Consider the following 26,118-nt stretch of genomic DNA (forward strand, 5'->3'; position numbering starts at 1 on the left):
TCAGCAGCCTCCGGAGCGGTGGAATCCGTCGGCGTCGGCTCCGTGGCCGCGACGCCACCGGTCGTCACGGTATTCGATTTACGGCGCTCCCGGGTCGTTCCGTGGTCGCGCTCTGCCACTTCAGCGCCCGCTACTCGCGCCGTGTTGTTCATGTGCTGGTTCTCCCCCGTCGCATGGTTGTCGAATTCGGGTGATCCGCTGTTGTGGCGCAAGTTATCATTTCGATTACTGCTCGGGGGACGATGTCGTCGGGTGTGGCGGAAATTCACGGGCACATCCACCGAACGGCCACTGCGGATACTCGACATCCGCTCAGTAGCTAGGTCCGAAAATGAGTGCTGATCCCGAAAATACGCACCGAACCGATCTCGACGCCGAGCCGACCAGAGACTGGGGTGGACCGTTGTCGCGCACCGAGAACGACGTGGTCGGGGCCTTCTCGACCGCATGGGAATCGTCGCGGCGACCACCGGAGATCGGCGACTTTCTCCCGGATGCCGAATCCTTGCGCCGGGCCGCCCTGATCGAATTGATCCGCGTCGACCTGCGACATCGCTGGATCCGCCGAGCGCCTGCGGCGCGAGCGACGGACGCGGAGGCGGTAGCGGAGCATGACCACGAAGCGCCCCGGGAGCGCCGCGAATCCAATACTGCGGCGGCGCCGCGTAAACGGCTTTTCGACTACTGCGCCGAGTTTCCGGAACTCGAACCGAGCGGCATTCCGGCCGGTTTGGTGTACGAAGAGTTCGTCATCCGACGGCACAGTGGTGAACGGGTCGATCCCAAGGATTGTCTGCGGGAATATCCGGAACAAGCGACGGAATTGCGTGTGCTGCTCAATGCCGACGATCTCGACCAGAGCACCCGCCGAGCGGCGCTCGAGGATTCGGTGCTGACGGAGTTCGCCAATACCCGCGCGGCGGCCGAACTGAGCCGAACGGTGCGAGCCGATCAAACCGTCGGACTGAACCAAACCCGGGAGTCCGATCGTAATACTGATGTGACTCGCGCCACCGTCGATGCAACCGAGGCCGCGACCGCCATTCCGACCACGATCGGTACCGGTCCGGGGAAATTCGACGCCCTCGACCGGATCGAGGTCGGCCAGTCCATCGACGATTTCGACCTGCTCACCGGACTCGGCAGCGGCGCCTTCGCCCGGGTGTTCCTGGCCAGGCAGCGATCAATGCAGCGCTTGGTGGCGGTGAAAATCTCCGCCGACCACGGCACCGAACCGCAGACCCTGGCCCAGCTCGACCACGACTACATCGTGCGCGTCTTCGATCAGCGGCTGCTCGGCTCCGATGACGCGCGCGATCCGGCCATGCGCCGACTCCGGCTGCTGTACATGCAGTTCCTGCCCGGCGGCACCCTGCTCGGGGTGCTGCGCTGGGTGCGCTCGACCCCACCGGCCGAACGCAGCGGACAACTGCTGCTCGACGCGGTCGACGCGGCCATGGAGGAGAAGGGCGAAATCCGTCCGACCGATTCCAGCGTGCGCGCCGAGATCGCCGGACTCAGCTGGCCGGAAACCGTGGCCTGGCTGGGCCGCAGAGTGGCCGAGGCGCTGGAATACGCCTCCGCGCACGGCGTGCTGCACCGCGATGTGAAACCGGCCAATATCCTGCTCACCGCCGAGGCGGTACCGAAACTGGCCGATTTCAATATCAGCTTCAGCCGCAATGTGGCCGGCACCAGTCCGGTGGCCTATTTCGGCGGCTCGCTGGCGTATATGTCGCCCGAACAGTTGGAGGCTTGCCATCCCGGCCGCGAGCGCACGGCCGAGGATTTGGATACCCGTTCCGATATCTACGCCCTCGGCGTAGTGCTGTGGGAATTGCTCACCGGTGCGAAGCCGTTCGACGATTCCACCGCGACCGACCACGGCGACGATACGGCGCTGGAGGGCATGCTGGAACGTCGCACCTCCGGGGTGGATGACGCTGCGCTGCAACGAGTTCCGGCGAACTGTCCGGCGGCTTTGCGGCGGGTGCTGCTGACCTGTCTGGAGTCGGATCGGACACTGCGCTGGGCCAATGGCGGGGTGCTGGCCAAGCAGTTCGACCTGTGCATGGACCCGAGGGCCAGGGATCTGGTCGACCCGCCGCCCGGCAGTTGGCGGCTGAAGTTGCGGTCGTGGCGGCTGGTGATCGTGTCGCTGGCCATCGGCATCCCGAATATCCTCGCCTCGGCATACAACATCCAGCACAACCAGCATCTGATCGTGGACCGGCTCCCCGAGGACGCCGGACGCACCTTCATGATCATCACCACCGTGGTGAACGGAATCTTCTTCCCGCTCGGGGCGACGCTGATCCTCTATCTGTCCCGAAGAATGCTCACGGTGCCGCACGGGCTGCGCCGCCACCGCCGCTACGATGCCGAGACGCTGCGGCTGGCCAGAGCGGATTCCCTGCTGTTCGGCGACCGAGCGGTGTGGGTGGTCTTCTCGCTGTGGGTGATCGCCGGATTCACCTTCCCGATCGCGCTGCAATTGGCGGCCGGGGACGTGCCCGCCCGCGCGGTGGTGCACTTCCTCACCTCGATCGTGGTGTGCGGCGCGATCGCGATGGCGTACCCGTTCTTCCTGGTGTGCTTCTTCATGGTCCGCTGCATCTATCCGATCTTCCTGCGGCACGGGGAGATCAGCACCGAGGACGCGGTATGGCTGCGCGGCCTGGATCGCCGCGCCAACGGATATCTGGCGGTCGCGGCCTCGGTGCCGCTGCTCGCGGTGGCGGGCGTCACCTTCCTGCCGCCCGAGGATATTTCGATGGTGATCGCCGCGGTGCGGGTGCTCTGTGTAGGCGGCATCGTCGCGTTCATCGGCTCCTACCTGCTCTTCCGGGCGCTGGAGGCCGATCTGCGTGCACTGGAGCGGGTGGTCGCGCCGGTGGATTCCCTCGACCGCGAACACATTTCTGCGGACCGGGAGCGCGGTAAGCCCGCCGTGCCGGAGCCGCGATCGTGACAGTTGCCGATTTCGCGGATCGAGGCGAGACCGACCCCATAACCAGATTTACCGAAGATTGGCAGCACTGCCTGCGTGGCGAACGGACCGACCCACCTCCGATCGCCGAGTACATCCCCGACGGCACCCAGGTGCGGCTGGCGGTACTCACCGATCTTGTCCGCATCGACCTGCGCCACCGCTGGGATCGCGAGGGCCTCGGCAAACGCATCGCCGAGTATCGCAAGGAATTCCCCGAGGTCGAGCAGAGTGCGGAACTGGTCGATCTGCTCTGCGAGGAGTTCCTGGCCCGACGCCGGTACGGCCCGCTGGAACTCACGGATTTCCTCGCCGAATATCCGGAGCTGGCGCAGCAGGTGCGCGCGCGGCTGACGGTCTACACCGACGATGACGATTCGGCCGATACCGAACGCGCCGCCGCGCTGGTCGCCGGGCTGACGCCGGGTCATCGGATCGATGACTTCGATCTGCTCACCGATCTGGGTACCGGCGCACTCGGGCGGGTCTTCCTCGCCAAGCAGCGGTCCATGCAACGCCTCGTCGCCGTGCGCCTTTCGGCCGGTTGGTCGGCCAGTGGGCACAGCATGGCGAAACTGGACCACCCAAATGTGGTGCGGGTTTTCGACCAGCGACTGGTCACCGCCACACCCGCCACGGCACCGGAGGCCATCGCATCGACCCGTCTGGTCTACATGCAGTATCTGCCCGGCGGCACGGCAGCCGGCGTGCTCGCACAGCGTCGGCGCGGCACTGCAGCCGACGGCGGCGCCCTGCTGTCGCGCGCGATCGATACGGCCATGGAGGCGAAGGGCGAGATCCGTCCGGCCGATTCGAGTGTGCGTCGCGAAATCGCTGCGCTCAGCTGGCCGGAGACGGTGGCCTGGATCGGCAGGCGACTGGCGGACGCGCTCGATTACGCCGAGCAGCATGGCGTACTGCACCGGGAAATCAAACCCGCCAATGTGCTGTTCACCGCTGAGGGCATACCCAAACTCGCCGATTTCGCCGTGCGTACGGCCGCGCCGCGATCGCTGACGAATACGATTGCGGTAGACCCGGATTCGCTGCCGTACCGCTCCCCCGAACAACTGGCCCAACTGCTCGACCCGGCTGCCCCCGCGCCGGGCCCGCGCAGCGATATCTTTTCCCTCGGCGCATTGCTGTGGGAACTGCTCACCGGCGCAGCGCCTTTCGACGATCCGCCGATGCCTACCGATCCGGACGCCCGCGCCGAAACCTTCGCGACCATGGTGCGCCTGCGCGAACACAGCATCACCGACGCGACGCTGGCGCGACTGCCCGCGGACACCCCCAGCGCCCTGCGCCGGGTGCTGCTCGGATGTCTGCAGGCGGATCCGCATCAACGCTGGAGCAACGGCAAAGTACTGGCACAGCAGTTGGATCTGTGCCTGGATCAGCGAGCCCGCGACCTCATCGACCCGCCACCCGGGAGCTGGCGGCAACGGCTGCGCGCATGGCGTATCCCGCTCGTCGTGTTGGCCGTTCTGGTGCCGAATGTGCTTGCCTCGCTTTACAATATCCAGCACTCGCGGCAGTTGATCACCAACCGGCTATCCGGGAGCGGCCAGCATCACCTCGACATCGGTACCGGAGTGGTGAACTTCGTCGGCTTCCCACTGGCCGCAGTGGTGCTGGGGTACCTCGGCCGATATCTGATCACCGTCCCACATGGGTTGTATCGCGGTGTCGATTACCCGCCGCAGACGCTGCGCCATGCCCGCACTGACACAATCCTGTTCGGTCACTGGGTGGTGCTCGTGACATTCACCTTGTGGATGCTCGCGGGGATCAGCTTCCCGGTAGTGCTGTACGGCTCCGCCGACAATGTCACCGCCGCTGATTACGCCCATTTCGTGGCCGCGCACGCGGTGTGTGGCGCAATCGCCGTGACCTACCCTTTCTTCCTGGTCACTTTTTATGGCATCCGGTGCCTCTATCCGATGTTCTTGCGGTACGGCGAGGTCGGCGATGCGGATGTGCTGCGTTTACGCCGAGTGCGGCGTCGGTGCGGCCAATATCTGACCGTTGCAGCGTCGATCCCGCTACTTGCGGTCGCGGGTGCGACGCTGCTGCCCCCCAGCGAGCTTGCACAGATCATCGTTCAGGTGCGCGTTCTGTCCATCGGCAGCATCATCGCGTTTGTCATCAGCTACCTGCTGTTCCGGGCAATGGAACGCGACTTGGATGCCTTGGAGCGGGTGATGACACCGAGCAACGTTGAGCCGTAAGAGATTCCACTCGCCGCCTGCACCACCGACCGCCGAAATCGGCGACGCGAGAGTCAACCTCACCTTCGGCTCCATCATCTTCATGCTCGAATGCCAAGCGCGGTACATCGCCGCACTGCTCACCCGAGCGGCACCGCGGGAAGCCGACACAGTCGAAGTGCGCCGAGAAATAGCGGACAGATTCGACGAGTGGCTACGCGGCCGTCTCGCCGACTCGGTCTGGTCGCGCGTCCGGAGCCCGTATCGAGATGCTTCCGGATCGGTGACCGCGCTCTGGCCTGCCACGATGACGCGCTATCTGGCGTTGACCCGGCGGCCACGGACCGGCGACTACCTGTGGAATACCCTGCCGAGCCGATCCCGCCGGTCCGCCGCGGAAGGCATGCGAACGGTATGAGAACACTCATGGGCGCTCGGTCGGCTGATACCTACGGTTTGCGACTACTCTTCCTGGATGACCGCACGGCCATTCGGACGCCTGGTGAGCCTGTCACACGTACACGACCCAGCTACTACGCCGCTGTTTCCCGGTGATCCCGAATTCCGGACCGATATTGTCGCGACCGTCGCGAACGACGGTTATTACCTGCGCTATATCCAGCAGGGCGAGCACACCGGAACCCATTGGGGCGCACCGATCCACTTCCATGCCGACGGACTGGCCGCCGACGAATTGGACCTCGACGATCTGCTGCTGCCCGCGGTGAAGATCGACGTGCGTGACCAATGTGCGAACGATCGGGATTACGCGATCGATATCGCTGATCTGCGGGAGTGGGAGGGTAGACACGGGCGGATACCCGACGGGTCGGCGGTGGTGGCCTGGACCGGGTGGGACGAGAAATGGGGTACGCCGGAATTCATCGGAACCGGCGAGAGTGCCGATCATCAACCGGGATTCGCGGTCGAGACGGTCAAATGGCTATTGCGGACCGGGCGGCTGGGGCGCCGTGGCGCGCTCGGCATCGATACGTTCGGACCCGATTTGGGGACCGACAACACCTATGAGGTGTCCAAGCTGCTGTATCGCGAGCATCGGATCAGCTTGGAATGTCTGGCCAACCTCGCCGAACTGCCCGCCACCGGCGCCTGGGTGCTGGTCGGCAGTGCGCTCTACAGCGGTGGATCCGGTTCGCCCGCAACGATATTCGCAATGCTGCCCTGATTACGCGCCGCCGTAGACCTTCGGGTCGAGGGTGCCGATGTAGGGCAGGTCACGGTATCGCTCGGCGTAGTCGAGACCGTAGCCGACGACGAATTCGTTCGGAATATCGAAGCCGACGTGCGCGACTTCCACATGGGTGCGTAGCGCGTCCGGCTTGCGTAGCAAGGTGACGACCTCGAGTGAGGCCGGATTGCGGGTGGACAGATTGCGCTTGAGCCACGACAGCGTGAGACCGGAGTCGATGATGTCCTCGACGATCAGCACATTGCGGCCCGCGATGTCCTTGTCCAGGTCCTTCATGATGCGCACGACACCGGAGGACGAGGTGGACGAGCCGTAGGAGGAGACGGCCATGAATTCCATCTGGGTGGGAATCGGCAGCGCCTTGGCGAGGTCGGTCATGAAGAAGATGGCGCCCTTGAGCACGCCGACCAGCAACAGATCGCCCTCGGGGGCGTCGGCCGGATAACGCTTGGCAATCAGCTCGGCCAGCTCCTGGGTCTTGGCCGCGATCTGTTCCTCGGTGATCAGCACCGACGCGATATCGCCCTCGTACACGTCAGTTGGTTTCCCTTCCGGTGTTGTCCGCGGCGCTCCCGGGACCCTTCGTGGTCACGCTTCGCTACCGCCTTCGGGCCCGTCGCTCGCGCCGCGGGTGCCTCCCCCGGCCGATCCATTATGTGTCATCGGCTCCCTTGTAGACGCAAAGTCAGCCTGCCATGTTCGCGCGCGGCGACCAACCTGTGTCCCGGTGTTGCGCCGCCCACCGCGACACCGCCCTGCCCGCGCCATGCGGTAATCAATTCGTCAACCGCCTGTAAATGCTTGTTGGTCAGGGCTTTAGCGCCACCGGCCAGCAACCAGGCACGGATTGCGCGGCGACGCAAGGCCGCGGGGGCAGTGGCGAGGGTCTCTATCGAGAGGGTCGGGTCATCACTCGCCGGACCGGAACTCGCGGCTCGCAATAGCTCGTCGGCCAGCGCATCCAGTACCGCACCGTCGTCGCGCAACTGTTCGGCCGTGCGCGCCAACGCCCTCGCGACCCCGCCCCCGAGCACGTCCTCCAGCAGCGGCAGAACTTCATTGCGCAACCGCACCCTGGTGAACTCCGCCGCCGAATTATGCGGATCCTCGAACGGCGTCGTACCGATATCGACACACAACTGCCTGGTCACCGCCCGCCGCACCCGCAGCAGCGGCCGCCCCCACGGATCCGCGAACGCCGCCATCCCCTGAATCGACCGTCCGCCCGAACCCCGCCCCAACCCCAACAAAACGGTCTCGGCCTGATCATCGAGCGTGTGCCCGAGCAGCACCGGCAATCCGCCCCGCGCAGCGTCGAGCGCCGCATACCGAGCTGCCCGCGCCGCCGCCTCCATCCCCCCGTCCGCACCGACCTCGACCGCCAGGACATGTGCCGACCGACACCCCAGCGCCAACGCCGCAGCCGCTGCCTCAGCCGCCACCCTGTCTGATCCCGACTGCAACTGATGATCGACAACAAGCGCGTCGACCTGATCCGCCTCCACCACGGCAGCGGCGGTCAATGCCAACGAATCCGCGCCCCCGGACAACGCGACCGCCACATCACCTGTCGGGTAATCGGCCAGCCACCCCCGCACCGCCCGCCGCACCTCGAGCACCGCCTCGGTTTCCGGCAGCCGCCGCGCATTCCCGGGCATCGCTCCCGCCGTACGGCTCATATCCGGAGACTACCGATGACCAGTGCGCTCGATCCGCCCGGCAAGCGGCCCGGCACAGCCGCCTGACCGCCACCACCACATTTCCGCACTCGCCCAGGCGACCCGTGCCGCCGCCATTGATCGCCTCGCAAAGGTTGTGTGACTTGTGCGAGGCGCTCACTGGGTATGCGACGCCGCATCGACCGAAGGTTGAGTTCATCGCCAGGGCCTTCGCGTTTGCTCGAGACGCCGACTGGTGCGAACCGAGGACCTTCGGGCGCAACGCATAGACGATCGAGAACCGCTGCGAACTATCCGAGAACGCGAGCCACCCAGCGCTCAGGGGCCTCGATTTCCGTTGCGAGAGGCAGGGTCTCGGGATTGGTCCAGATGGTGTTGAACTGGGCCATGCCGACTTGGGCCACCACGGCGTCGACGAATTTCTTGCCCCGGACGTACTGGGCAACCTTGGCATCAACGCCGAGCAGAGCGCGCAGCAGGCGTTGGAGAGGATTGGTGGGGCGTTTGCGGCGCTTATCGAAGGCGGCGCGGATTTGTTCGACGGTGGGGATGACGGCCGGGCCGACGGCGTCCATGACGTGGTCGGCGTGGCCTTCCAGCAGGGTGCCGAGCATCAGCAGGCGGTCAAGGGCCTCGCGTTGCGGTGGGGCCTGGGTGGCGCGCAGTAAGCCGACGACGCCACGGGAATTCGGGTCCGCGGGGCCGGCGCCGCGACGGCGGTCGCGCACCTCTTCGACGAGGCGGCCGAGCATATCGGCGAGCGGTTCGTCGCCGACCTCGCCGAGGGTGTCGACATTGGCGCGCATGTAATCGGCCAGCCACGGCGCGGAGGAGAACTGCACCCGGTGGGTCACCTCATGCAGGCAGACCCAGAAGCGGAAGTCGGTCGGCGAGACGCCGAGTGCGCGCTCGACGGCCATGATGTTCGGCGCGACCAGCAGCAGCGTCCCATCGGGTCCGGTGAACGGGTCGTATTGGCCGAGGATCGCGGTGGACAGGAACGCCAGCATCGCGCCCGCTTGCACGCCCGCGGGTTTGCCCGCCAGCAGGCCCTTGTCCGATGCCGGTCCGGTGCCGGTCAACTGGGCCATGGAATCGGCGGCCGCGTTGATCCAACCGGGCCGGTCTACGATCAGGGCCGATGGCACCGGCTGATCGTCGAGCAGACCGCTCACCTCGCGAACCGGCCGCTCCGCCCGCACCGATGCCTCGGCCAACTCGCTCACTACCTGCTCAGCCGAATATCGCGAGGTCCGCGGGCCGGACGGCACCAGCGCGGCACCGGTGCGCGCGGCAAGGCGCCAATCGACGGCACCGGAAAATCCGGAGCGTCTGCGCTCGGCCGGAGCGTCCGCACCCGAATTCACGGCGGGCGCGGCGCCCGATTTATCAGTGCCTTCGAACATGGTCAACCACCCGTCACGAGCATCCACAGTTACGCAGCGTGCCGGCGATGGCGTCCAATGCGGGCCGGCTCAGCTCCGGTGGCCGATCGTTCGACATCAATGCGAAGGTCAATACCCGCCCGTCGCTGTCCAGCACATAACCGACCAACGTGCTTGCCACCGAGAGAGTTCCGGTCTTGGCCCGCACCCATCCCGCGCCGCCCCGGTTCTGCGTAACATAACGGCTGCTCAGCGACCCCGTCGCACCCGCGATCGGCAAATCATCGAGCAGCGGCGCCAGCGTGGTCGCGACTCGGTCGGTTTCCGGCCTGGCCTTGGTGTTGCTCGGCTGCACGGCATTGGCGCCGCTCGGCTTCGCCGCGGTCGCGATGATCTTGTCGAGCAGTCGGGCAGGCACCCGGTCCTCGGTCGACAGGCCGCTGTTATCGCGCATCGAAAGACCGGTGAGATCGAATCCGCCCTTGCCGAGCGCGGTTTCAAGGGCGGCGACGGCCCCGGTGAACGATGCCTCGTTGCCGGACGCGACCGCGATCTCGCGGCCGATGGCCTCGGCGAGCACATTGTCGGAATGGACCATGGTGTCGCGCAGCCGGTCCCGCAGCGGCGCGGATTGCACGCTCGCCACCTCCATCGCATCGGCGGCGGCATTGCCGATCCGCACCTTGGCAGGATCGAGTCCGAGTTCGATGGCCAGGCGCTGCCCAGTCGCCAGGGCCGGAGTCGGGGTGCGCGGCGAGTACTCCACCAACGGGTCGAGGCGGCCGCCGTCGAGCATTACCGGATCCATCGGCGCGATCGAACCCTCACCGATATCGACCGGATCCCAGCCGGGCGCCATGGGCGGGCCGGAATACGCGGAAGTGTCGACCACGATGGTGTCGGCGATCCGGCCGGAGTCCTTGATTTGCGACACCAGATCCGACAGGCGCGGCCCGTTCGGGTAGTACCCCTTGCCGTCGGGCTGCGCGGTCAACGTCGGATCGCCGCCGCCGACCAGCACCAACTCATTGGGCGCGGAACCGGCGACGACGCGGGTGGTCACCCGATGATCGGAGGGCAAGGTGAGCAAGGCGGCCGCAGTGGTGAGGGTCTTGGCGGTGGACGACGGGATCATCGGCTTATCGGATTCGGCGCCCCACAGCACGGTCGCGGAGTCCGCGTCGGTCACCTCACCGGCGAACGCACCGAGATCGGGATTGGCGACCACCCCCGCGAGCGCGGCGGCGACACCGGCCGGAGTCGGCGCGGGCGCATTCGACGGCGCGGGCTCAACCTGTGGAAGCGGTTTCACCGGCGCGGGCGGTGCGGCAATGGTGAGCCCGCGGTGCCGGAATGCCTCGGTCCACGGCTTGACCGCGATCACTACACCTACCCCGGTACCGAGCAACACGGCCAGCATGAACGCGACGCCGATCCAGATAAAGCGGCGTCGCTTGGCGGCCGAGCCACCGATATTCCTGTTGCTGCCACCCACCACGTGCCCGCCGTCCTCCGTCTCGTTTCGCCCGACCGTCGCACAGTCGCCGGGGCGACCCACCTACCGCACCCAAGTGCCCGCGGACCACACTATCCTCGTTCCGGCACCGTTCCCCCCGAACACCTGTCGAGTCGGCGTTCCGACGACCGCACGGCGACAGTCCCACAGAAGCATCAGTAAGGAGATGGCGTGGAGTTCGACGTCACCATCGAGATCCCCAAGGGTTCTCGGAACAAGTACGAGGTCGATCACGAGACCGGTCGGGTCCGGCTCGACCGCTTCCTTTACACGTCCATGGCCTACCCGGCCGACTACGGCTACATCGAGAACACCCTCGGTGAGGACGGCGACCCGCTGGACGCGCTGGTCCTGCTGCCGGAGCCGGTATTTCCGGGCTGCCTGATCGAGGTCCGTCCGGTCGCGATGTACAAGATGGTCGACGAGGCCGGCGGCGACGACAAGGTGCTGTGCGTGCCCGCGGGCGATAAGCGCTGGGACCACATCCAGGATCTGGCCGATGTGCCCGAATTCGAACTGGCCGCGATCAAGCACTTCTTCGAGCGCTATAAGGATCTGGAGCCCGGCAAGTACGTCAAGGGCTCGGAGTGGGTCGGTCGCGCCGAGGCCGAGGCCGAGATCGAGGCCTCGCTCAAGCGGCTGCAGGAAAACGGCGGCCACTGAGTCTCGTTGAGGTGGTGGGTGATTCGGCCCACTACCGACGAAAGCGGGAAGTCCGGGTGTTCGGACTTCCCGCTTTTTGTTGTGACGGACTTGCGTTGCGGATCGCGACGGTTTGTCCAGCCGATCAAGCACCCTTCAAAGTGCGAATCATGTTCACAAGCACTGGCGCGGCCGCTTGCGTCCCCTGTTCATCACCCCCTGCGAATTCGAGTTCCCCCTCCCATCCGTCGATACGGGCAGTCAGTTTGTAGGAGGGGCGCGAAGTGGCGGGATCCTTAAACGAGTCCAACGGCTCCACAACTTCAGAGACAGCCACACCGTCGACAGTCACGACCCGGGATGCGGGATAGTGGGTTTTAGAGTCTGTCGCACCCTCGAACAAAGAAATATATCCAAGATATTTCCCTTCGGGATTACGATAGTCGCAGCCATTTCCACCGTCGATCTTGTCGGTCATCGGCTTGGTGGCCCCCAGACCAACTTTAAGACTTGTCGCATTATATCGAGCGGAGAAGAACTGCTTAGGAAAGTCGCACAACTCCTGGAGCGTATGAACACTTAAATGCGCTGTTGGATCCTCGGGATGAGTGCGCGTCGACAACCCGCAGCCCGCGAGAAGTATCGCGAGAACAGGAATAGTGGCGAGCATTCGTCGATTCACGTCGCCTGCCATTCGGTTGAGTTCGGGTTATTGATGTTGAAGGCGTCAGATCTGCTATCCGGCCAGCGGTCGTCGTGGAAACCCTTGGCATTCTCCGTGGCCGAAACTATTGTGTTGATATTACGTTTTTCGGTAAGCAGAGCACTGGCGAGGTTTTTGCTGTAATCAACCGCGTTCTTGATAATCTTGGCTAGGAGATCGATAGCGTCTGAAATCCCAAATGGAGTTGCCACTCCGGTCGCAATCTTCCCCAAAGCAGCGGCGAAGTCAACCAGAAATCCCGCTATATCGTTGACGATGTCAGAATAGAAGTCCCAAGCGGAATTCGATACCGCGCCAAGACTGTCACTCAATTTGTCGCAGATTGATTTAGCCGTATCCATGGCGGTGTCCTGAAGGGTGCGTGCCGCCGTGTATTTGAGGGCTGCAGCCCCCGCCCAGTAGCCGGTCAAGCTCCCATTGACCACTTCATTGTTCTGAGCCTCACCGATCTTTGATTTTAGTTTCAGCCAGTCCTCGCTGGTCTGCAAGAATGCGATAGGTGCCTTCAGGCCGTCTACCGCGTTCTGCAGCTTCTCCAACAGCTCTTGGATCTTCTTCTTGATTTCTTCTTTGTGATCCTGCAGGTAGCCGGTCATGTCGTCTTCGGTCATCGAGCCGTAAGCTGCGCCGACTGCCGCGCCGATGATGCCGAACACGGACCCACCTTCGGCCGCCGACATCGCTATGGCCGCCTGGTTGAATTTCTTCTCTACCTCGTCGGGCTGAGTCCTGATCTGCTCAATCTGCTGCGAGAACTGACCGAGTACATCGTTGAGCTCGTCGAGAGTTTTTGTGGCGCCCATCAATATCCTTCGTCAAGTTTGATCACGGCATTGGCAAAGTTCTGATCTTGCTCTTGATAAACTTTGGCAACATGTTCGAGGACCGCTCCGATCGAATCCGTTTCAGTGGCCCCCTCGGTAAGTCGGTTGTACATGTATTGCGCGGCTGCCACCTGAGCATCCCAAGCGTCCTGAAACACTGCCCAGACAACCTCTTTATTGCTGTTCTGGATGTTCTGCGCCTTTGTCGCGGCCTCGCCCAGGCTGTCGGACGCATGACCCCATGCCCGCGCAGCGGAAATCAATTCATTCAGATCTACCGAATAATTGGCCATTACGATTTCCTCATCAGGTAGTCTTTGTATTCCGCGAGTTCGTACTCGAGTTCTTCGTCGGATCGGGCCGCCCATGACCCGTCTTCATGAAAAGGCGGGCGCTGCTGGCGAACCTGGTTCGCGCAATCCACGATATCGTAGGCCAGATAAGAGGGGTCGACCGTTGCCGCCCATCGTGGATTGATATTGATATCACTGATCCGCGCGATACTCGCCGTGACAGTGACCGAGGGCGTGCCGAAATCGGTGATGGGTCCTCGACCGACGAATTCGTCACGCAGATGCAGTGCTCGTTCGACTGCCTCGAATTCGGCGAGCGACTGCGTATCGAGAAGTCTGATCAATTCGGCACGGCGGGACGGAGACGTGCTCAGCGCGGCCCAGTTCCCGGATTTGATGATCGGCGCGTCGTGACGCCACAGCGCGACATAGTATCCGGTCATTGCCGCTACCGAGAAATCTTGCGGATCCAAGCGATTATGGAGATTACGGTTCACGTCGATATTTACCGGAAGGCGACCATCGTCGAGATTCATCTCGAATAGTCCCACCCCGATCAATCCAGTAGTCACTCGCTCATTCACTTTCTTTGTTTTCCACGAAGCATCTTTGTGCACGGCGTAGCCGGTCGCGAATGAAGCACCATCGATTTATTACCGCCGACTACTCGACGGACTTCCGCGACGATATCTAGAGTGATACCCCCTGTTTTGCTGATTCCCCTGCACAGTCGTTGCGCACCAAACACATTCGGCATTTGGCTACCCCGACTGTCGTCTGAGCAAACCCTACCGTCCGGTGCACACCCCGGCAAGCCAAAGCAAAGCGGGAAGTTCGAACACCGGACTTCCCGCTTTGCGTTCTATTACGGTGCGGTGCCGCCGATTTCAGTTATCGGCGGATCGGTCAGTAGTAGATGTGGAGATCCCAGCCGCGGTAGGTTTTCGACGCGCTGCCAGTAGTAGCCGCCGGGGGCGGCCACCGCTGAGTGCCCTCCCCCTGCCAGTTGCGGGCCGCGCGGCCGAAGTCGCTGCCGGACTGTGGAACGCGCGCCTCAGCGACGCCTTCCAGGCCGAGCCCACCGCGCTGGACGCCATCCGATGGTGCCGCGACCTCCCGTGCGACGAACTGTCCGGAATCATCGGCCCTGACACACCCGAAGAGGATGCCGCTAGCCTCAGCGACCTCGAGGAACTCGCCCGACATTGAATCGCCACGTGGGCGATCTGTCTGCTCAGCCGTCTTGACGACGACTGGATGGAAGTCCGGGACCCGACTCGACGAGGCCCATCGGCAAGGTTTGCGGCCGACGGATGCGGTGGAGCACCGGATCGGCGCGCCCGAAGATCCGGTCGGCGGTCACTGAGCACAACGAAAAGCGGGAAGTCCGGTGTGTTCGGACTTCCCGCTTTCGATTACGCTGCGGTGCCGCTGCTTTCGGTTAGCGGCGGATCGGCTCAGTAGTAGATGTAGAGATCCCAGCCGCTGTAGGTTTCGACGCACTCGTAGTAGTAGCCGCCGGTGGTGGGTGAGGCGCCGTCCGCGGCACATGCGGCGGAGGTGGCATAGGTGCCGTAGTAGTAGCTGGTGGCTGCGGACGCGGTTGCTGCCGTCGACACCCCGGCGACGGCAGCGGTGGCGAGAAGACCGGCCGCGATGAAGGACTTGATTCGCATTTCACTGCTCCTGAAAGCGAGTTGATTGATTACCTCGCTTACGTTAAGGACGATTCGCGCCCTGAACAGCCAACCCTAGGGCTCGAAGGATCGCCCCCTTGGGCAATACCACCTTCCCCACCCGTGTCCGTTCGGCGGTGTGCCCGAAGGATTTTCGGCGAACCCATCATTCGGCGATCGGTATCGGAATGCCAGCCAGCCCGGGTGGCACGATCGACTCGCCATCGATTCCGCACGGCCTTCGACAGCCCAAACCCACCAGCACACGAACACTCAGCAGCGGCAAGGCAGATCCACCCGCCACCAGACAAGCAACACAAATCAGCCGCAGTCCATCCTGCGCGCGCCCCTCGACAGCCGAAACAGCATTGGTACCGGTGTCGGCGTCGGCGATGGGGAAGACGTTGAGGGCGTTGATCTCCTCGCGCCGCTGCTGCAGGCCTTCGAGGCGGATTCGGCCCCAGCGCAGTAGACCCGTGCCGTTCAGCTCATTCGGCCCGGCAACGGCAGGCAGTCCCGCGTCGGGGCCATCACCCATCATGTCCCCGCACTCCGGGCACCGCCACCTCTCTCCGCGATCGTTCACACCGCCATCCCACCCGGACCCAAGCGACTGCTGGAAGTACGGGCACTAGTCGTCCGGCGACGCGCCCGTCCGGATAGTAATTTGGCGTCTCCGCTGCGGAATTCAGCGAGCCCGCAATCGCTCGGCCCGCGGAGTTCGAGAGTGGTGGGATATCGTCATGGGCTGCCGGGGAGTCGGCGGCGGCCCGCAGTGACCTCGGCTGCCAAATCTTCGTAACCGATCGACAATTCGGCCAGCGACTCCCAAGCGTCGCCGAGGGCGTCGTCCGTGGCGCTTGCCAGGGCGGCGTAGGCGGTGGCGGTGTATTGGGCGAGGCGGTCGAGTACCGCGCCCAGCGTTTCGGTGTGCACCGAGGCGCTGCCGTGCGCGGGCGGCAGGTGCGCGTGCACCCAATGATTGATCTCGCGCACCAATTTCGCTCTCCGGCAATCGATGTCATCGGTACGGCCGCCGTCGGCGAGTCGACTCTCGTGCAGGCAAGTGAGTTCGTAGGCCGCGTGTAGCAGCGGGTGCGCGGCGTGCTCGACGCCGCGGCACGCCCGCAGCACCGCACCCTTCGTCGGCAGCGGTTCGATCAGCAAGGTCGCGTACACAACTGGGCCGCGGCGGCGACCGCGATGTGGTCCATGAGATTTCCGATTCGCCCAAGGCCCGCTTCGAAGTCCCTCTCCGAGGCCACCATCCGGCGTCGAGCCGCGCCGAAAGGCGGTTCCGGACAGTGCGCGGTACCACCATTCGACTCGACTCGATGGACGCCCGCCACTTCGAGACAAGACCTTTGTGTTTTCGGATGCGCCCGGCCGAAGCTCGGGATGCATCGCCATCCCCGTTGATCCATCGACTGCCTCGATTCGTCTCGGTGAATTCGAAAGCGCCCGGCCGAAACTGCGGATACGCGGCAATCCGTTGTGATCCAATAGGTTTCTCGAGTTTCCTACGGCTCTCCGACCGGGCGCGGCAACAGCACAGCACGCGACAGGCGGAGGAGTCAGCGTCTACATGGGGTCTGCATTCGAATCGCGCCGAAAGGCGAGGACAAGTTCCGTGTCCGCGGATCGGTACATCCGCGGACACTTCACACTCGTTTCCGAAAAACTGAGGTAGGGGGCCATGACGGATTCAGGAAGTACGGTGCCGCGACGACAACTGGGGCGCCATCTGCGTGACCTGCGCTTACAGGCCGGGATGACCATGCCCGAGGCGGCGCAGTTGATCGAACGCGGTAAGACGACCTTGCAGCGGTTGGAGACCGGGCAGGCGAATCGGATACGGCTGCTCGATATTCGAGAGCTGTGTGCGGTTTATGACGCGGAAGAGGTGGTGACGGCGGGGCTGCTGGGGTTGGCGCAGCAGGCGTCTGGGAAGTGTTGGTGGCATGAGTATGGGAGGTTGATCCCTGAAGACTTCGATGTGTACGTGGGATTGGAGACGGCGGCGCGACGGTTGACGTCGTATGCGCCGGATGTCGTATTGGGGTTGTTGCAGACTCCCGACTATGCGCGCATATTGGCCCGCACTGCCAGCCCGACCGACACCAATGAGGAGATCGAACGGCGGGTGCAGCTGAAGCGACGCCGGCAAAGCATTCTGACTCGCAAGCGACATCCAACCGAGCTCAGGGTCGTGCTGCTCGAGTGTGCGTTACGCCGGATGGTCGGGGGCCGCAAAGTTATGGCCGTGCAGTTGAGGCACCTTGCAGACATGTCGACGCTGCCGAACATCACACTCCAAGTGCTGCCGTACGCGGCAGGCATCCCGTTGGGCGATCCAATTGGGCTGTTCACCATCGCCGAATTCAGACTGGACAAGAAGAAGGAGCCGATCGAACCACCGGTGGTCTATCTTGAAAACTTCACTGGGGACTTGTATTTGGAGTCGCAGAGTCATGTCTCGCGCTACCATGTGGCTCATGAAGCGCTCCGGCGCGCCGCGCTGGATGAGACGGCAAGCAGGAACATGCTTCGCCAACTAGCTAGGGAGTATGCCGCGTGAGCGACAAGTACGGCGTCAACCTTTCGGGAGCCCGATGGTTCAAGAGCACCCGCAGCTCTGGCACCAAGGACTGTGTAGAGGTGGCCTTCCTTTCCAGCTCATTTGTCGGCATGCGGGACTCGAAGAATCCGGGCGGACCGGCACTGGTGTTCACCCCCGATCAGTGGGATGCCTTCACCACCGCCGTCGCCGATGGGCAGTTCAACTAGTCCTGAGTGATCGATACGAATCCTCCCGCACGATGTGAGTGCGGGAGGTTTTCGTTGTTTGATCACTACCTAGTGTCATTGCCGGTATCCCGAGCCAGACGGTAGGGTTGCTGAGCAGCGGGGGATGTTTGTGGCCCCTTGTGACGGGTGGCAGCGAAGGGGTTTCGCGGATGGTCGGTACAGCGAAGATGCCGCGCGCTGCGGCCCTGATCCTCGGCGCAGCGTTGGCGCTTGCCGGATGCAACAACAATTCAGGGGATAGCGTGCCGACGCCGAGCAGCGCGAAAGCATCGGCAAGTACGACGACAGCAGCCTCTACATCGAAAGACCCCGAAGCTGCGATCTGGAATCCGTGCGACATACCCGATTCCGCGATATCCGCACTCGGGCTGAACACCGCCAGCAAGGACACGACTGTCGCGGGAGTCGACTTCACCGGGTGGAAGACTTGTAGCTGGCTATCGATGCCGAAGACTTACAACCTCGCGATCTTGTCGTCGGAGCACACGCTCGAGGAGAGCAGGCAACGCACCGACTACACGGACTACGTGACGACAAGTGTGGGTTCGCATCGAGCGCTTCAGTTTCGCAAGGTCGGCAGTTCTCATGACGACGGATGCTGGCTCAGTGTCGAGGTGCCGCACGGGATAGTCGATTTCAGGGTGTTGAACCGGTACGGGGTTGCCGGAGCCGGGGAACCATGCAGCGAGTTGCGCCGTCTCGCGGATGCCTTGGCCGAGTATCTACCTGCACGTTGAGGAGGGGGAATGATCAGCGGTATCGATCCGAGTGAATGGAAGCGATTACTCGACTCTGCCAATGCTGGTGAGCTGTCTATTGATCCGGAGGTCGGTAAGGGGTTGGACCAGGTCTGTGATGACCACATCGACCGACTGAGGACGGTGCTCGAGAAAATCGATGTCATCAGCCGCGTCACAGGGTTCGGCACCTTCGATTCGAGTCAGATTCTGGAGAAGAAGTTCTCTGAGACCGCCTCTGGGACCGATCGCTCCCTAGACACCGTGATCAAACAACACATCGATTCTGTCGAAACGGTGAAACAGGTTGTGGCACAGGCTATTGCGAACTTCGTAGCCCAAGACCAACACCGCGCCTACCAGTTCGGGCAGGTGACGCCAGGATGACCTACGAGGACTACCAACGCCGGGTAATCGAAGCCCAGGAGCAGTGGAACCGAGACCGTGACTGGATCTACAAAACCGAGTCTGGCTACAACGGTTTCGACGTCGAAACGCAGCCACCCCACATCACGACCCCCGACAGCTACGACCACCTCACTCTCGAACAAATGCAGACTGCAGTCTCGGCGATGAAGCCGAAACTGGTCGATGACGCGGTCACTGCGTGGGCGAATATCGGCGCGGACCTAACCGGCACCTTCGAGGTCTTCAAGCGCGAATTCGGTCGCACCATCACCGGTCAGAACGGCCACACCGGATGGACCGGTGCCGCAGCGCAGGCAGCCTCCACGGCAGTGAACAACTACTACGACAAGTCCGTTCCGCTCGCGCAGGCAGCCACGCTGACCAGCCTGAAGCTCGCGGAAATGAAGACCGGCTTGGAGCAGACCCAGGCGTTGATGCCGGGTCTGACCGAACGCCCGGATATCGCGGGAAAGACGCTGCCCAAAGATGGCGTCATGAAGACCGACGAATACACCAGCACCGAGGCCGAGCAGGAGGGGCGCAGAATCCTGCGCACGGTTTACGGTCAGGTCGCGGGGCAGACCGATGTCGGCCTCCCCTACATGCCCACCGCGCCGACGATCGTCGACGGCCCCGGCCCGGTCACGCCAGGCCGCGATGCCGGTGGTGCGCAAGGATCTTCGGGTCCCGACGACGGCTCCTCGGGTACCGGTGGCGACGGTTCGGACGGCTCGGGCAACCAGGGCCAGGATTCGGGCAAACCGACAGGCACCGAACAATCCACGACCCCGTCGACGACAACACCGGATGCCACCACCCCCGCCAGCACCATCCCTCAAAGCACAACCGCGACAACGCCATCCGCTTCCACCACCACCGCGACCCCGAGCTCATCCACCCCGAGCACATCCACCCCGAGCCTCAACACACCCGGCATCGGAACCAGCACCGGCCGCCCGACCAGTACCGGCCTCCCCGGCACCACTCAGGGCAGCCCCGGCCGCACCGTCGCAGGCACACCCGCGACCACCACAACCACGGCCGCCGCGACCACCCGCCAGAGCACCGGAACAACGGGCCGCTCCGGCATGTCGGGCATGGGTGCGCCCGGGCAGAGCAAGGGCAACGACGACGACCGCAAGAAGGGCGTCCCCGACTACCTCATCACCGCCGAACACGGCGAAGAACTCACCGGCCTGAACTCCCACCCCAAAACCGTCCCCCCAGTAATCGGCGAACCCCCCACCAGTGACCCCGCCTACTAACCCCGCCCCACCAACAACGCACCCAATACCCCACCGCCGCGCACCAATTCGCACGCCACGCACGAATTCGCCAGGCAAAACATGCGCGCCACACAAACCGGTGCGCACCAGCAGCCCAACCCAGACAACACGCGCGCCGCACGCGTCCGTGCGCGGCAGCGGCCCATGCGCGGCAAACGGATCGATGCGCGCGATGAGCGTGAGCGAGGCTGAGCAGTGGAGGGGTGAGCGCAGAGAATGACAATTGATGAAGGCGGCGGAGTGGGTATGGGCAGCGGGACGGCGGGCGGGCGTGTGGATGGGACGGGTAGTCACAGGCTCACGGGTCTGGAGTTCGAAATCCTCTGGGCCGCATACGGTCGCGACCGCTTGCCCTATCCGCTGCACTATCGCACCGACATCGCCGACTTCGATGAGCTGAAGCGGCACCGCGAGGCCGCCGTCGATTCCCTGCTGGCCAAGTACGCGCCCGAGCTCGAACGTGCCGTCGAGGTTCTGCTCGAGCCGGATGTCCGTGTCGAGTCGAAGGGTTTCGGAGGTGTCGATGTTTTGCGTGCCTACCGGTTCCACGGCGCGGTCCGCGCTCAGGCCGGGGCAGCGCTGCAACAATTCCCCGGCTCGAGTCCGGACACCGGCGGCGATATTCTCGTAACCTATTGCGCCGCAGAGCGCGTCGCCCGACTCGCGGTGGCCGCGCTACCGGCGTGCGGACCCGGCGCCCACCCACCGCTGGAGATCCGCCGCGCGGAAATCGCCGCCGAGCGCGAGCGCCACATCCGCCGCGCCCACGACGTCGGCCCCATCGACCAACTGGACCGCATCTTCCAGCGCCCCCGCTCCGCCTTCGGCGAAATAACCATCTGCCCCGGCCCGGCCCTCGACGCCCGCCCCACCCCGTCCCGCGGTTTCTGGTGGATGGACTACCCCGACGGCCGCTACTACGTGAAAACCGGCGACCCCATCGTCGCCAAACCCATCGAACCTCATGCCATGGCCGCCGAAATCCACCGCCTCACCACCCTCACCCAGCGCTATCACCGCGAAGACCGCGAACACGACGAATACCTCCGCACCCGCCACTGAACATCCCCACAACCGGCACCCGCGGCCAGGTTCAGAATTTGATGCGTTCGAGCCAGGTCGCGAGCACGGACAGGTCTCCGGAGGTCTCGAGCCGTGGGCTGTCGGCTGGGATCCGGCGCAGCAACAGGAGATACAGATCCACGGCGGTGCCCTTCACCGTCAACGATGCCGGTGCCTCGCTGTCGCCGCTGGTGATCGTGTCGCCGGATCGGAGGATCGTCCAGGCGTCATCGGTATCGACGGCGCGCAATCGCAGGCTGGTGCCTTCGTCGAGCGGTGTTTCGAAGCGCGGGCCTCGCTCGACGATCTCGAGAAACTCCGACAGTCCATCGCCGCCGAGTTCGGGGGCGATGGCCACCTCGCGGTCCAGGGCGAGCAGGGCGTCGGCGCGGTGCGCGGTCGCCTCGTGCAGGCGTCGGCGCACCCACCATTCGGCCGGGCGCGGGGAGCCGAACGGCGTCCAGACCGGGACATCGGAACCGACTGTGTCGATGTTGTCGATCACCGCTCGGGCGCCGGCTCGCAGCCAGCGGTCTGCCTCGTCCAAGTCACGTGGCCGACGGATATCGGGAACCTGCTGGAATTCCAGGAATTCGGTGGCCCGGTCGGCAATCATCGCTGCGGCCCAACGGTTTCCACCGCCGACGTGCGCGATCAGGTTCGACAGGGTCCAGTCCGGGCAGGTCGGTATCGGCGTCTTCGGGTCGGCGGACCGGTAAAGGTCGGCGAGCAGATCGGTCTCAGTCAGCAATGCTTTGCGCAGCGCCGATGTGTCGAGCGAGGTCACGAATTCGACTCTAACTCAGCGCAACTCGATTCGATGGGCACGCTGAGCTTCGATGACTTGGAATACGACATCATCACCTCGACGCAGGGGCGATTGGTGGTGAACAAACGATGTTGCGAGGTGGTTCGCCGAGGTGTTCGACGACATCGACGGGCGCACGAGGGCGTCGAGCGCGAGAGGGCATACCGAGCACCGCGACTCGACCATCGACCTACACCTCGGCGTCGCTGAATCGTCGGAGAGCACACAGATCGAGACGCGCGGCTCACGGCGGATGTCGGCGCGCCCGGAGGTAGGTGGAAACGACGATTCGCACTGCTGATCCGGTCCGCAGGTTACCGGCCGCGGGCTGCCATCGGCATGGACGGTGACGAGTGCCCCGTGGTGGCGGGAATCAGGAAGTAGGGCGGCGCGGTCGACGATAGTGGCGCTGGGCTGACGCGACATCAAAATGTCACCAGTCGACACTGCCTTCGGGACCAGCGAATGGGCCACATCGAGAGGAAATAGCTTTACGCTATGAAAGGCTCGCGTGCTCGGTTGAGTGCCCGGCCCTTCTCAGTCCAGTGAATCCGCGTGTCAATCGACCAGTCGAGGAGCAGGACGATGCCTGTTGTGAACATCTGGGGTTCGCTCAGTCCCGCGGCGCGCGCCGCGTATCCCACGCCGCAGGAGCCAGACGATGAGTGGCCCCTCCGCGGTGGAACCGCATGGGTCTACTACAGCCCGCTGAACCAGCGGCAACTCACCAAACCGGTCATCCTCGCCGACGGGTTCTCGCTGGGCGCGAGTGACCTCGGCGAGCTCTGGGCCGGTCTGGAGAATAACGGGCGATACCGCTTCATCAGCGAGTTGCACGCGATCGGCCGGGATGTGATCGTGCTGGGCTACGACAACCGGGCGGCGTCGATCCCGGACAACGCGAACACAGCCATCGAGTGCATCCAGACCGCCATTCGCAGGCGTGCCGGTAAAGCGAAACTGGCGGTGGGTGGTTTCAGTATGGGCGGGATGGTGACCCGCTACGCGTTGGCCAAGATGCAGCACGATCCGGACCTGCCCGACCCCGAGACCAGCATGTACCTGTCCTACGACACCCCGCATCGTGGTGCATGGCTGCCGATCTCGATGCAGGCTTTCGCGCATTTCCTCAAGGACAAGTGGGGTGCGACTTCGCCCATCTTCGGCCAGTTCTCCGACCTGATCAACAGCCCGGCCGCGCGGCAGATGTCTCGCTGGCACCTCAGCAAGATCGGCGACCAACCGGACCAGGCGTTGGAACGACGCACCTTCCTGCAGCAGTTGGATGCGGTGGGTGGATGGCCGCAGGGTATCCGCAAGATCGGTGTCGCCAACGGGGTCAGGACCGGTAACGGAAACGGGATCGGTCCCGCGCTGACGGCGGTGAGCGGTGGCGGCGACCTGCTGATCGACGCCACACTGCGCACCCAGGCACCGGGTCAGCAGGCCGTGGCCACCCTGCACGGGGCAGATCAGCCCCCGATCGAGATCCGCACCGACGGACTGCCCGATATCGATGGCGCTCCCGGCGGCCTGTTCCCCGAGAACCCGGTATTGCCGGGCAACCCAGCCAGTTTCGGGATGGCCGCCATACTTATGGGGTTGCTCGGATCCGAGGTCGAGTTGCAGTTCAACACCTCGTGTTTCATTCCCTCCATCAGCGCCGTCGCCGCAGGCGAGATCGACAACCGTGACGCGCTGTACAGCGAGATCCGCGACGGCGGTAGCGAACTCGACGCTTTCGCCTGCGCCAGCAGGAACGAGGGACATACCACTATGACCCAGGAACTGGGCACGTGGCTCGTGAACGAGATCGACGCTCATTCCTGAGGGCACGGTGAGCAGATCCACCCACCGCTGAACGTGGCAGCCGCACCGATACGCATCACGGTGCGGCTGCTCCGTCTCCACCATGGATCTTCATTCTCGAACGCCATGCCCGCAACTTCCTCGGCGCGGTACGGGTCGTTCCGGGCGAGGCCACCGGACTACCCCGCTGCCTGGCGAACGCTTCTATCCAGACCGTGAAACGGGTCGCGCCCGGCCCCGGCAAGTGCCGGAACCGGGCGCGATTCGGCCGGGTTCACGCGGAACCGGCACCGCCGGTCCTCGGTCCGGCACCGTTGGTCGAACCGGCCGTGCCCGGCACGGATTTCGCCAGCTCATCCAAAGCGTCCTGAGATGGGCTCACCGCCTCGCCGCCCGCGGTCAACAGGCCCGTGCGCTCCACGACATCGGGTCCGGCACCATTGGCCGCCGCCGCACCCTTGGCCGCCTCGATTCCGCCGACCGTCCGCAACGGCACTTCCTTCCAGAACAGCACCAGGATCAGACCGAGCAGCGCGAGACCGGTCACCCAAAGGAACACCGTCGACATCGACTCGGCGAACCCGACCTTGAACGGCCGCGCCAGCTCCGGACTCAGCTGCTGCACGATCGAGCTGTCCTTCAGCACCCCGCTGGCTGCCGAAGTATCCTGCGCGAGCAGGCCTTTCGCGAGCGCGGCATCAGCGGGATTGCTGCTGTGCGCGGCCTCGACCACGGCGTGTTGGAACGCCGGATCGGTGGCCGCGGACTTCATCTCCGTGGAGATATTCGGCGTCAACTGCGCGAAGAGGATCGAGAGGAATACCGCGACACCCATCGTGCCGCCGATCTGCCGGAAGAATGTGGCCGCGGCGGTGGAGACGCCCATATCCTTGGGCGGCAACGCATTCTGCACCGCTATGGTGAGCGGCTGCATGAGATTGCCGAGTCCGAATCCGGTGCAGGCCATGAAGATCATCGCGACCCACAGTGGGCTGTCGGCATTCACGAAGTGCAGCAGGAACAGGCCCAGCGTCAACATGCTCGCGCCGATGAGCGGGAAGATCCGGTAACGACCGGTACGCGAGATCAGCTGACCGGATACGATCGAGCCGGTCATCATCCCGAGCACCATCGGCAGCATCTGCAGACCCGCCAGCGTCGGACTGGATCCGCGCACCACCTGTAGGTACTGCGGCAGCAGCGAAATACCGCCGAACATCGCCGAGCCGACCACGACCGAGATCACCACGCCGAGCGCGAAGGTCTTATTGGCGAACATCCGCAGCGGAATCAGCGCCTTATCCTTCATCGACTTCTCGACCAGCACGAAACCGATGACACCGAGCAGTCCGATCACATAACAGAGGATGGAACGTCCACTGCCCCAACCCCATTCGCGACCCTGTTCGGCAACGATGAGCAGCGGCACCAGGCCGATCGCCAGCACGAGCACACCCCACCAGTCGACCCGGTCGGTGGAATGCGGCCGCTTCGGCAGCTTGAGCACCTTGGAGACGACGCCGAGCGCGATCAGGCCGATCGGCACGTTGACGAGGAAGACCCAGCGCCAGCCGCTGATCCCGAGGATGCTGTCCTGTCCGGCCAGCACACCGCCGAGCACCGGGCCGATCACACTGGAGGTGCCGAATACCGCGAGGAAGTAGCCCTGATACTTGGCGCGTTCACGCGGGCTGACGATATCGCCGAGGATGGTCAGCGCCAGCGACATCAAGCCGCCCGCACCGAGTCCCTGGAATGCGCGGAACGCCGCGAGCTCGTACATCGACTGCGCCATCGTGCACAGCAGCGAACCGACCACGAAGATCGAGATCGCGGCCATGAAGAAGGGCTTGCGGCCGAACATGTCGGACAACTTGCCGTACAGCGGTGTCGCGAGCGTCGCGGTGATCAAGTAGGCGGTGGTCGCCCACGCCTGCATCGAATAGCCGTCGAGATCATCGGCGATGGTGCGGATCGCGGTGGAGACGATCGTCTGGTCCAACGCCGCGAGCAGCATGCCGAGCAGCAGACCACTCATGATGGTCAGGATCT

The 26,118-nt window shown here is 64.2% G+C and carries 26 protein-coding genes; 12 read left to right on the top strand and 14 right to left on the bottom strand.

The window, feature by feature from the left end:
- Positions 1-331 precede the first annotated feature (331 nt).
- Genes AB0J47_RS30935 through AB0J47_RS30950 form a run of 4 tightly spaced genes read left to right on the top strand, consistent with a single transcriptional unit; the run spans position 332 to position 6,385 of the window.
- A complete protein-coding gene (locus AB0J47_RS30935) occupies positions 332-2,971 on the top strand; it encodes a serine/threonine-protein kinase (protein WP_364353953.1) in 2,640 nt (879 codons plus the stop codon).
- Positions 2,968-5,220 carry a serine/threonine-protein kinase gene (locus tag AB0J47_RS30940; protein ID WP_364353956.1) on the top strand — a complete coding sequence of 751 codons (2,253 nt, stop codon included), beginning with the start codon at positions 2,968-2,970 and terminating at the stop codon, positions 5,218-5,220. Before AB0J47_RS30935 ends, AB0J47_RS30940 begins: the two co-directional genes overlap by 4 nt.
- On the top strand, positions 5,210-5,617 hold the full coding sequence (locus AB0J47_RS30945; RefSeq protein WP_364353959.1) for a hypothetical protein: 408 nt from the start codon (positions 5,210-5,212) through the stop codon (positions 5,615-5,617). Before AB0J47_RS30940 ends, AB0J47_RS30945 begins: the two co-directional genes overlap by 11 nt.
- Positions 5,618-5,674: 57 nt before the next feature.
- Positions 5,675-6,385, top strand: a complete 711-nt coding sequence (locus tag AB0J47_RS30950) for a cyclase family protein (protein WP_364353962.1) — start codon at positions 5,675-5,677, stop codon at positions 6,383-6,385.
- Here AB0J47_RS30950 and hpt read toward each other — a convergent pair whose 3' ends face one another.
- From hpt to dacB, 4 genes are all read right to left on the bottom strand, one after another.
- Positions 6,386-6,943, bottom strand: coding sequence for a hypoxanthine phosphoribosyltransferase (gene hpt, locus AB0J47_RS30955; protein ID WP_063042806.1), 558 nt, complete (start codon positions 6,941-6,943; stop codon positions 6,386-6,388).
- A 125-nt stretch (positions 6,944-7,068) separates the two neighbouring features.
- Entirely contained in the window at positions 7,069-8,067 is a 999-nt protein-coding gene (gene tilS / locus AB0J47_RS30960) for a tRNA lysidine(34) synthetase TilS (RefSeq protein ID WP_364354227.1), read from the bottom strand.
- Between the two features lie 311 nt (positions 8,068-8,378).
- Entirely contained in the window at positions 8,379-9,494 is a 1,116-nt protein-coding gene (locus AB0J47_RS30965) for a zinc-dependent metalloprotease (protein WP_364353966.1), read from the bottom strand.
- A gap of 13 nt (positions 9,495-9,507) precedes the next feature.
- Complete coding sequence (gene dacB, locus AB0J47_RS30970) at positions 9,508-10,893, bottom strand: D-alanyl-D-alanine carboxypeptidase/D-alanyl-D-alanine-endopeptidase (RefSeq protein ID WP_364354230.1); 1,386 nt, start codon at positions 10,891-10,893, stop codon at positions 9,508-9,510.
- Between the two features lie 267 nt (positions 10,894-11,160).
- Between dacB and AB0J47_RS30975 the strand changes: the two genes are divergently transcribed.
- Positions 11,161-11,652 carry an inorganic diphosphatase gene (locus tag AB0J47_RS30975; protein ID WP_364353969.1) on the top strand — a complete coding sequence of 164 codons (492 nt, stop codon included), beginning with the start codon at positions 11,161-11,163 and terminating at the stop codon, positions 11,650-11,652.
- A gap of 124 nt (positions 11,653-11,776) precedes the next feature.
- Here AB0J47_RS30975 and AB0J47_RS30980 read toward each other — a convergent pair whose 3' ends face one another.
- The 8 genes from AB0J47_RS30980 to AB0J47_RS31015 all read right to left on the bottom strand — a co-directional run bounded on the left by AB0J47_RS30980 (position 11,777) and on the right by AB0J47_RS31015 (position 16,327).
- Positions 11,777-12,325, bottom strand: coding sequence for a hypothetical protein (locus AB0J47_RS30980; protein ID WP_364353972.1), 549 nt, complete (start codon positions 12,323-12,325; stop codon positions 11,777-11,779).
- Positions 12,310-13,158 (bottom strand): hypothetical protein, encoded by an 849-nt coding sequence (locus AB0J47_RS30985; RefSeq protein ID WP_364353975.1) that lies wholly within the window; start codon positions 13,156-13,158, stop codon positions 12,310-12,312. The genes AB0J47_RS30980 and AB0J47_RS30985 overlap by 16 nt, the downstream gene beginning before the upstream one ends.
- Positions 13,158-13,472 (bottom strand): hypothetical protein, encoded by a 315-nt coding sequence (locus AB0J47_RS30990; protein WP_364353978.1) that lies wholly within the window; start codon positions 13,470-13,472, stop codon positions 13,158-13,160. Before AB0J47_RS30990 ends, AB0J47_RS30985 begins: the two co-directional genes overlap by 1 nt.
- Positions 13,472-14,089, bottom strand: a complete 618-nt coding sequence (locus AB0J47_RS30995; RefSeq protein WP_364353981.1) for a hypothetical protein — start codon at positions 14,087-14,089, stop codon at positions 13,472-13,474. Before AB0J47_RS30995 ends, AB0J47_RS30990 begins: the two co-directional genes overlap by 1 nt.
- A 289-nt stretch (positions 14,090-14,378) precedes the next feature.
- Complete coding sequence (locus tag AB0J47_RS31000; protein ID WP_364353984.1) at positions 14,379-14,678, bottom strand: hypothetical protein; 300 nt, start codon at positions 14,676-14,678, stop codon at positions 14,379-14,381.
- Positions 14,679-14,929: 251 nt separating this feature from the next.
- Positions 14,930-15,148 carry a hypothetical protein gene (locus AB0J47_RS31005; protein WP_364353987.1) on the bottom strand — a complete coding sequence of 73 codons (219 nt, stop codon included), beginning with the start codon at positions 15,146-15,148 and terminating at the stop codon, positions 14,930-14,932.
- Between the two features lie 166 nt (positions 15,149-15,314).
- Complete coding sequence (locus tag AB0J47_RS31010; RefSeq protein WP_364354269.1) at positions 15,315-15,689, bottom strand: hypothetical protein; 375 nt, start codon at positions 15,687-15,689, stop codon at positions 15,315-15,317.
- A 200-nt stretch (positions 15,690-15,889) separates the two neighbouring features.
- Entirely contained in the window at positions 15,890-16,327 is a 438-nt protein-coding gene (locus tag AB0J47_RS31015; RefSeq protein WP_364353990.1) for a DUF4254 domain-containing protein, read from the bottom strand.
- 517 nt (positions 16,328-16,844) lie between these two features.
- On the opposite strand from AB0J47_RS31015, the gene AB0J47_RS31020 reads away from it, so the two are divergent.
- From AB0J47_RS31020 to AB0J47_RS31045, 6 genes are all read left to right on the top strand, one after another.
- Positions 16,845-17,726, top strand: coding sequence for a helix-turn-helix transcriptional regulator (locus AB0J47_RS31020; RefSeq protein WP_364353993.1), 882 nt, complete (start codon positions 16,845-16,847; stop codon positions 17,724-17,726).
- Complete coding sequence (locus tag AB0J47_RS31025) at positions 17,723-17,935, top strand: DUF397 domain-containing protein (protein WP_364353996.1); 213 nt, start codon at positions 17,723-17,725, stop codon at positions 17,933-17,935. Before AB0J47_RS31020 ends, AB0J47_RS31025 begins: the two co-directional genes overlap by 4 nt.
- 188 nt (positions 17,936-18,123) lie before the next feature.
- Positions 18,124-18,693, top strand: a complete 570-nt coding sequence (locus AB0J47_RS31030; RefSeq protein WP_364354233.1) for a DUF3558 domain-containing protein — start codon at positions 18,124-18,126, stop codon at positions 18,691-18,693.
- A 9-nt stretch (positions 18,694-18,702) separates the two neighbouring features.
- Positions 18,703-19,080, top strand: coding sequence for a hypothetical protein (locus tag AB0J47_RS31035; RefSeq protein ID WP_364353999.1), 378 nt, complete (start codon positions 18,703-18,705; stop codon positions 19,078-19,080).
- Positions 19,077-20,366 carry a hypothetical protein gene (locus tag AB0J47_RS31040; protein WP_364354002.1) on the top strand — a complete coding sequence of 430 codons (1,290 nt, stop codon included), beginning with the start codon at positions 19,077-19,079 and terminating at the stop codon, positions 20,364-20,366. Before AB0J47_RS31035 ends, AB0J47_RS31040 begins: the two co-directional genes overlap by 4 nt.
- Positions 20,367-20,603: 237 nt before the next feature.
- Positions 20,604-21,449, top strand: a complete 846-nt coding sequence (locus tag AB0J47_RS31045) for an ESX secretion-associated protein EspG (protein ID WP_364354005.1) — start codon at positions 20,604-20,606, stop codon at positions 21,447-21,449.
- A 31-nt stretch (positions 21,450-21,480) separates the two neighbouring features.
- Here the strand turns inward: AB0J47_RS31045 and AB0J47_RS31050 are convergent, their stop codons facing one another.
- Positions 21,481-22,236: a maleylpyruvate isomerase family mycothiol-dependent enzyme gene (locus AB0J47_RS31050; RefSeq protein ID WP_364354008.1), complete on the bottom strand. Its 756-nt coding sequence runs from the start codon at positions 22,234-22,236 to the stop codon at positions 21,481-21,483.
- 606 nt (positions 22,237-22,842) lie between these two features.
- Between AB0J47_RS31050 and AB0J47_RS31055 the strand changes: the two genes are divergently transcribed.
- Entirely contained in the window at positions 22,843-24,087 is a 1,245-nt protein-coding gene (locus AB0J47_RS31055; protein ID WP_364354011.1) for a hypothetical protein, read from the top strand.
- A gap of 253 nt (positions 24,088-24,340) precedes the next feature.
- On the opposite strand, the gene AB0J47_RS31060 is transcribed toward AB0J47_RS31055, so the two are convergent.
- On the bottom strand, positions 24,341-26,104 hold the full coding sequence (locus AB0J47_RS31060; RefSeq protein ID WP_364354236.1) for an MDR family MFS transporter: 1,764 nt from the start codon (positions 26,102-26,104) through the stop codon (positions 24,341-24,343).
- Between the last annotated feature and the right edge of the window lie 14 nt (positions 26,105-26,118).

It is taken from the genome of Nocardia sp. NPDC049737 (assembly GCF_040674755.1).
Classification (GTDB): domain Bacteria; phylum Actinomycetota; class Actinomycetes; order Mycobacteriales; family Mycobacteriaceae; genus Nocardia.

Bases quoted from the DNA above. Each gene is read 5' to 3' on its own strand.
- AB0J47_RS31020 (WP_364353993.1), top strand. From the start codon at position 16,845: ATGACGGATTCAGGAAGTACGGTGCCGCGACGACAACTGGGGCGCCAT.
- AB0J47_RS30965 (WP_364353966.1), bottom strand. From the start codon at position 9,494: ATGTTCGAAGGCACTGATAAATCGGGCGCCGCGCCCGCCGTGAATTCG.
- tilS (WP_364354227.1), bottom strand. From the start codon at position 8,067: ATGCCCGGGAATGCGCGGCGGCTGCCGGAAACCGAGGCGGTGCTCGAG.
- AB0J47_RS31000 (WP_364353984.1), bottom strand. From the start codon at position 14,678: ATGTCGGGCGAGTTCCTCGAGGTCGCTGAGGCTAGCGGCATCCTCTTC.
- AB0J47_RS30935 (WP_364353953.1), top strand. From the start codon at position 332: ATGAGTGCTGATCCCGAAAATACGCACCGAACCGATCTCGACGCCGAG.
- AB0J47_RS31060 (WP_364354236.1), bottom strand. From the start codon at position 26,104: ATGAGTGGTCTGCTGCTCGGCATGCTGCTCGCGGCGTTGGACCAGACG.
- AB0J47_RS31005 (WP_364353987.1), bottom strand. From the start codon at position 15,148: ATGCGAATCAAGTCCTTCATCGCGGCCGGTCTTCTCGCCACCGCTGCC.
- AB0J47_RS31055 (WP_364354011.1), top strand. From the start codon at position 22,843: ATGCCTGTTGTGAACATCTGGGGTTCGCTCAGTCCCGCGGCGCGCGCC.
- AB0J47_RS31030 (WP_364354233.1), top strand. From the start codon at position 18,124: ATGCCGCGCGCTGCGGCCCTGATCCTCGGCGCAGCGTTGGCGCTTGCC.
- AB0J47_RS31045 (WP_364354005.1), top strand. From the start codon at position 20,604: ATGACAATTGATGAAGGCGGCGGAGTGGGTATGGGCAGCGGGACGGCG.
- AB0J47_RS30990 (WP_364353978.1), bottom strand. From the start codon at position 13,472: ATGGCCAATTATTCGGTAGATCTGAATGAATTGATTTCCGCTGCGCGG.
- AB0J47_RS30950 (WP_364353962.1), top strand. From the start codon at position 5,675: ATGACCGCACGGCCATTCGGACGCCTGGTGAGCCTGTCACACGTACAC.
- AB0J47_RS31035 (WP_364353999.1), top strand. From the start codon at position 18,703: ATGATCAGCGGTATCGATCCGAGTGAATGGAAGCGATTACTCGACTCT.
- AB0J47_RS30980 (WP_364353972.1), bottom strand. From the start codon at position 12,325: ATGGCAGGCGACGTGAATCGACGAATGCTCGCCACTATTCCTGTTCTC.
- AB0J47_RS30985 (WP_364353975.1), bottom strand. From the start codon at position 13,158: ATGGGCGCCACAAAAACTCTCGACGAGCTCAACGATGTACTCGGTCAG.
- AB0J47_RS31040 (WP_364354002.1), top strand. From the start codon at position 19,077: ATGACCTACGAGGACTACCAACGCCGGGTAATCGAAGCCCAGGAGCAG.
- AB0J47_RS31010 (WP_364354269.1), bottom strand. From the start codon at position 15,689: ATGATGGGTGATGGCCCCGACGCGGGACTGCCTGCCGTTGCCGGGCCG.
- dacB (WP_364354230.1), bottom strand. From the start codon at position 10,893: ATGCTGGCCGTGTTGCTCGGTACCGGGGTAGGTGTAGTGATCGCGGTC.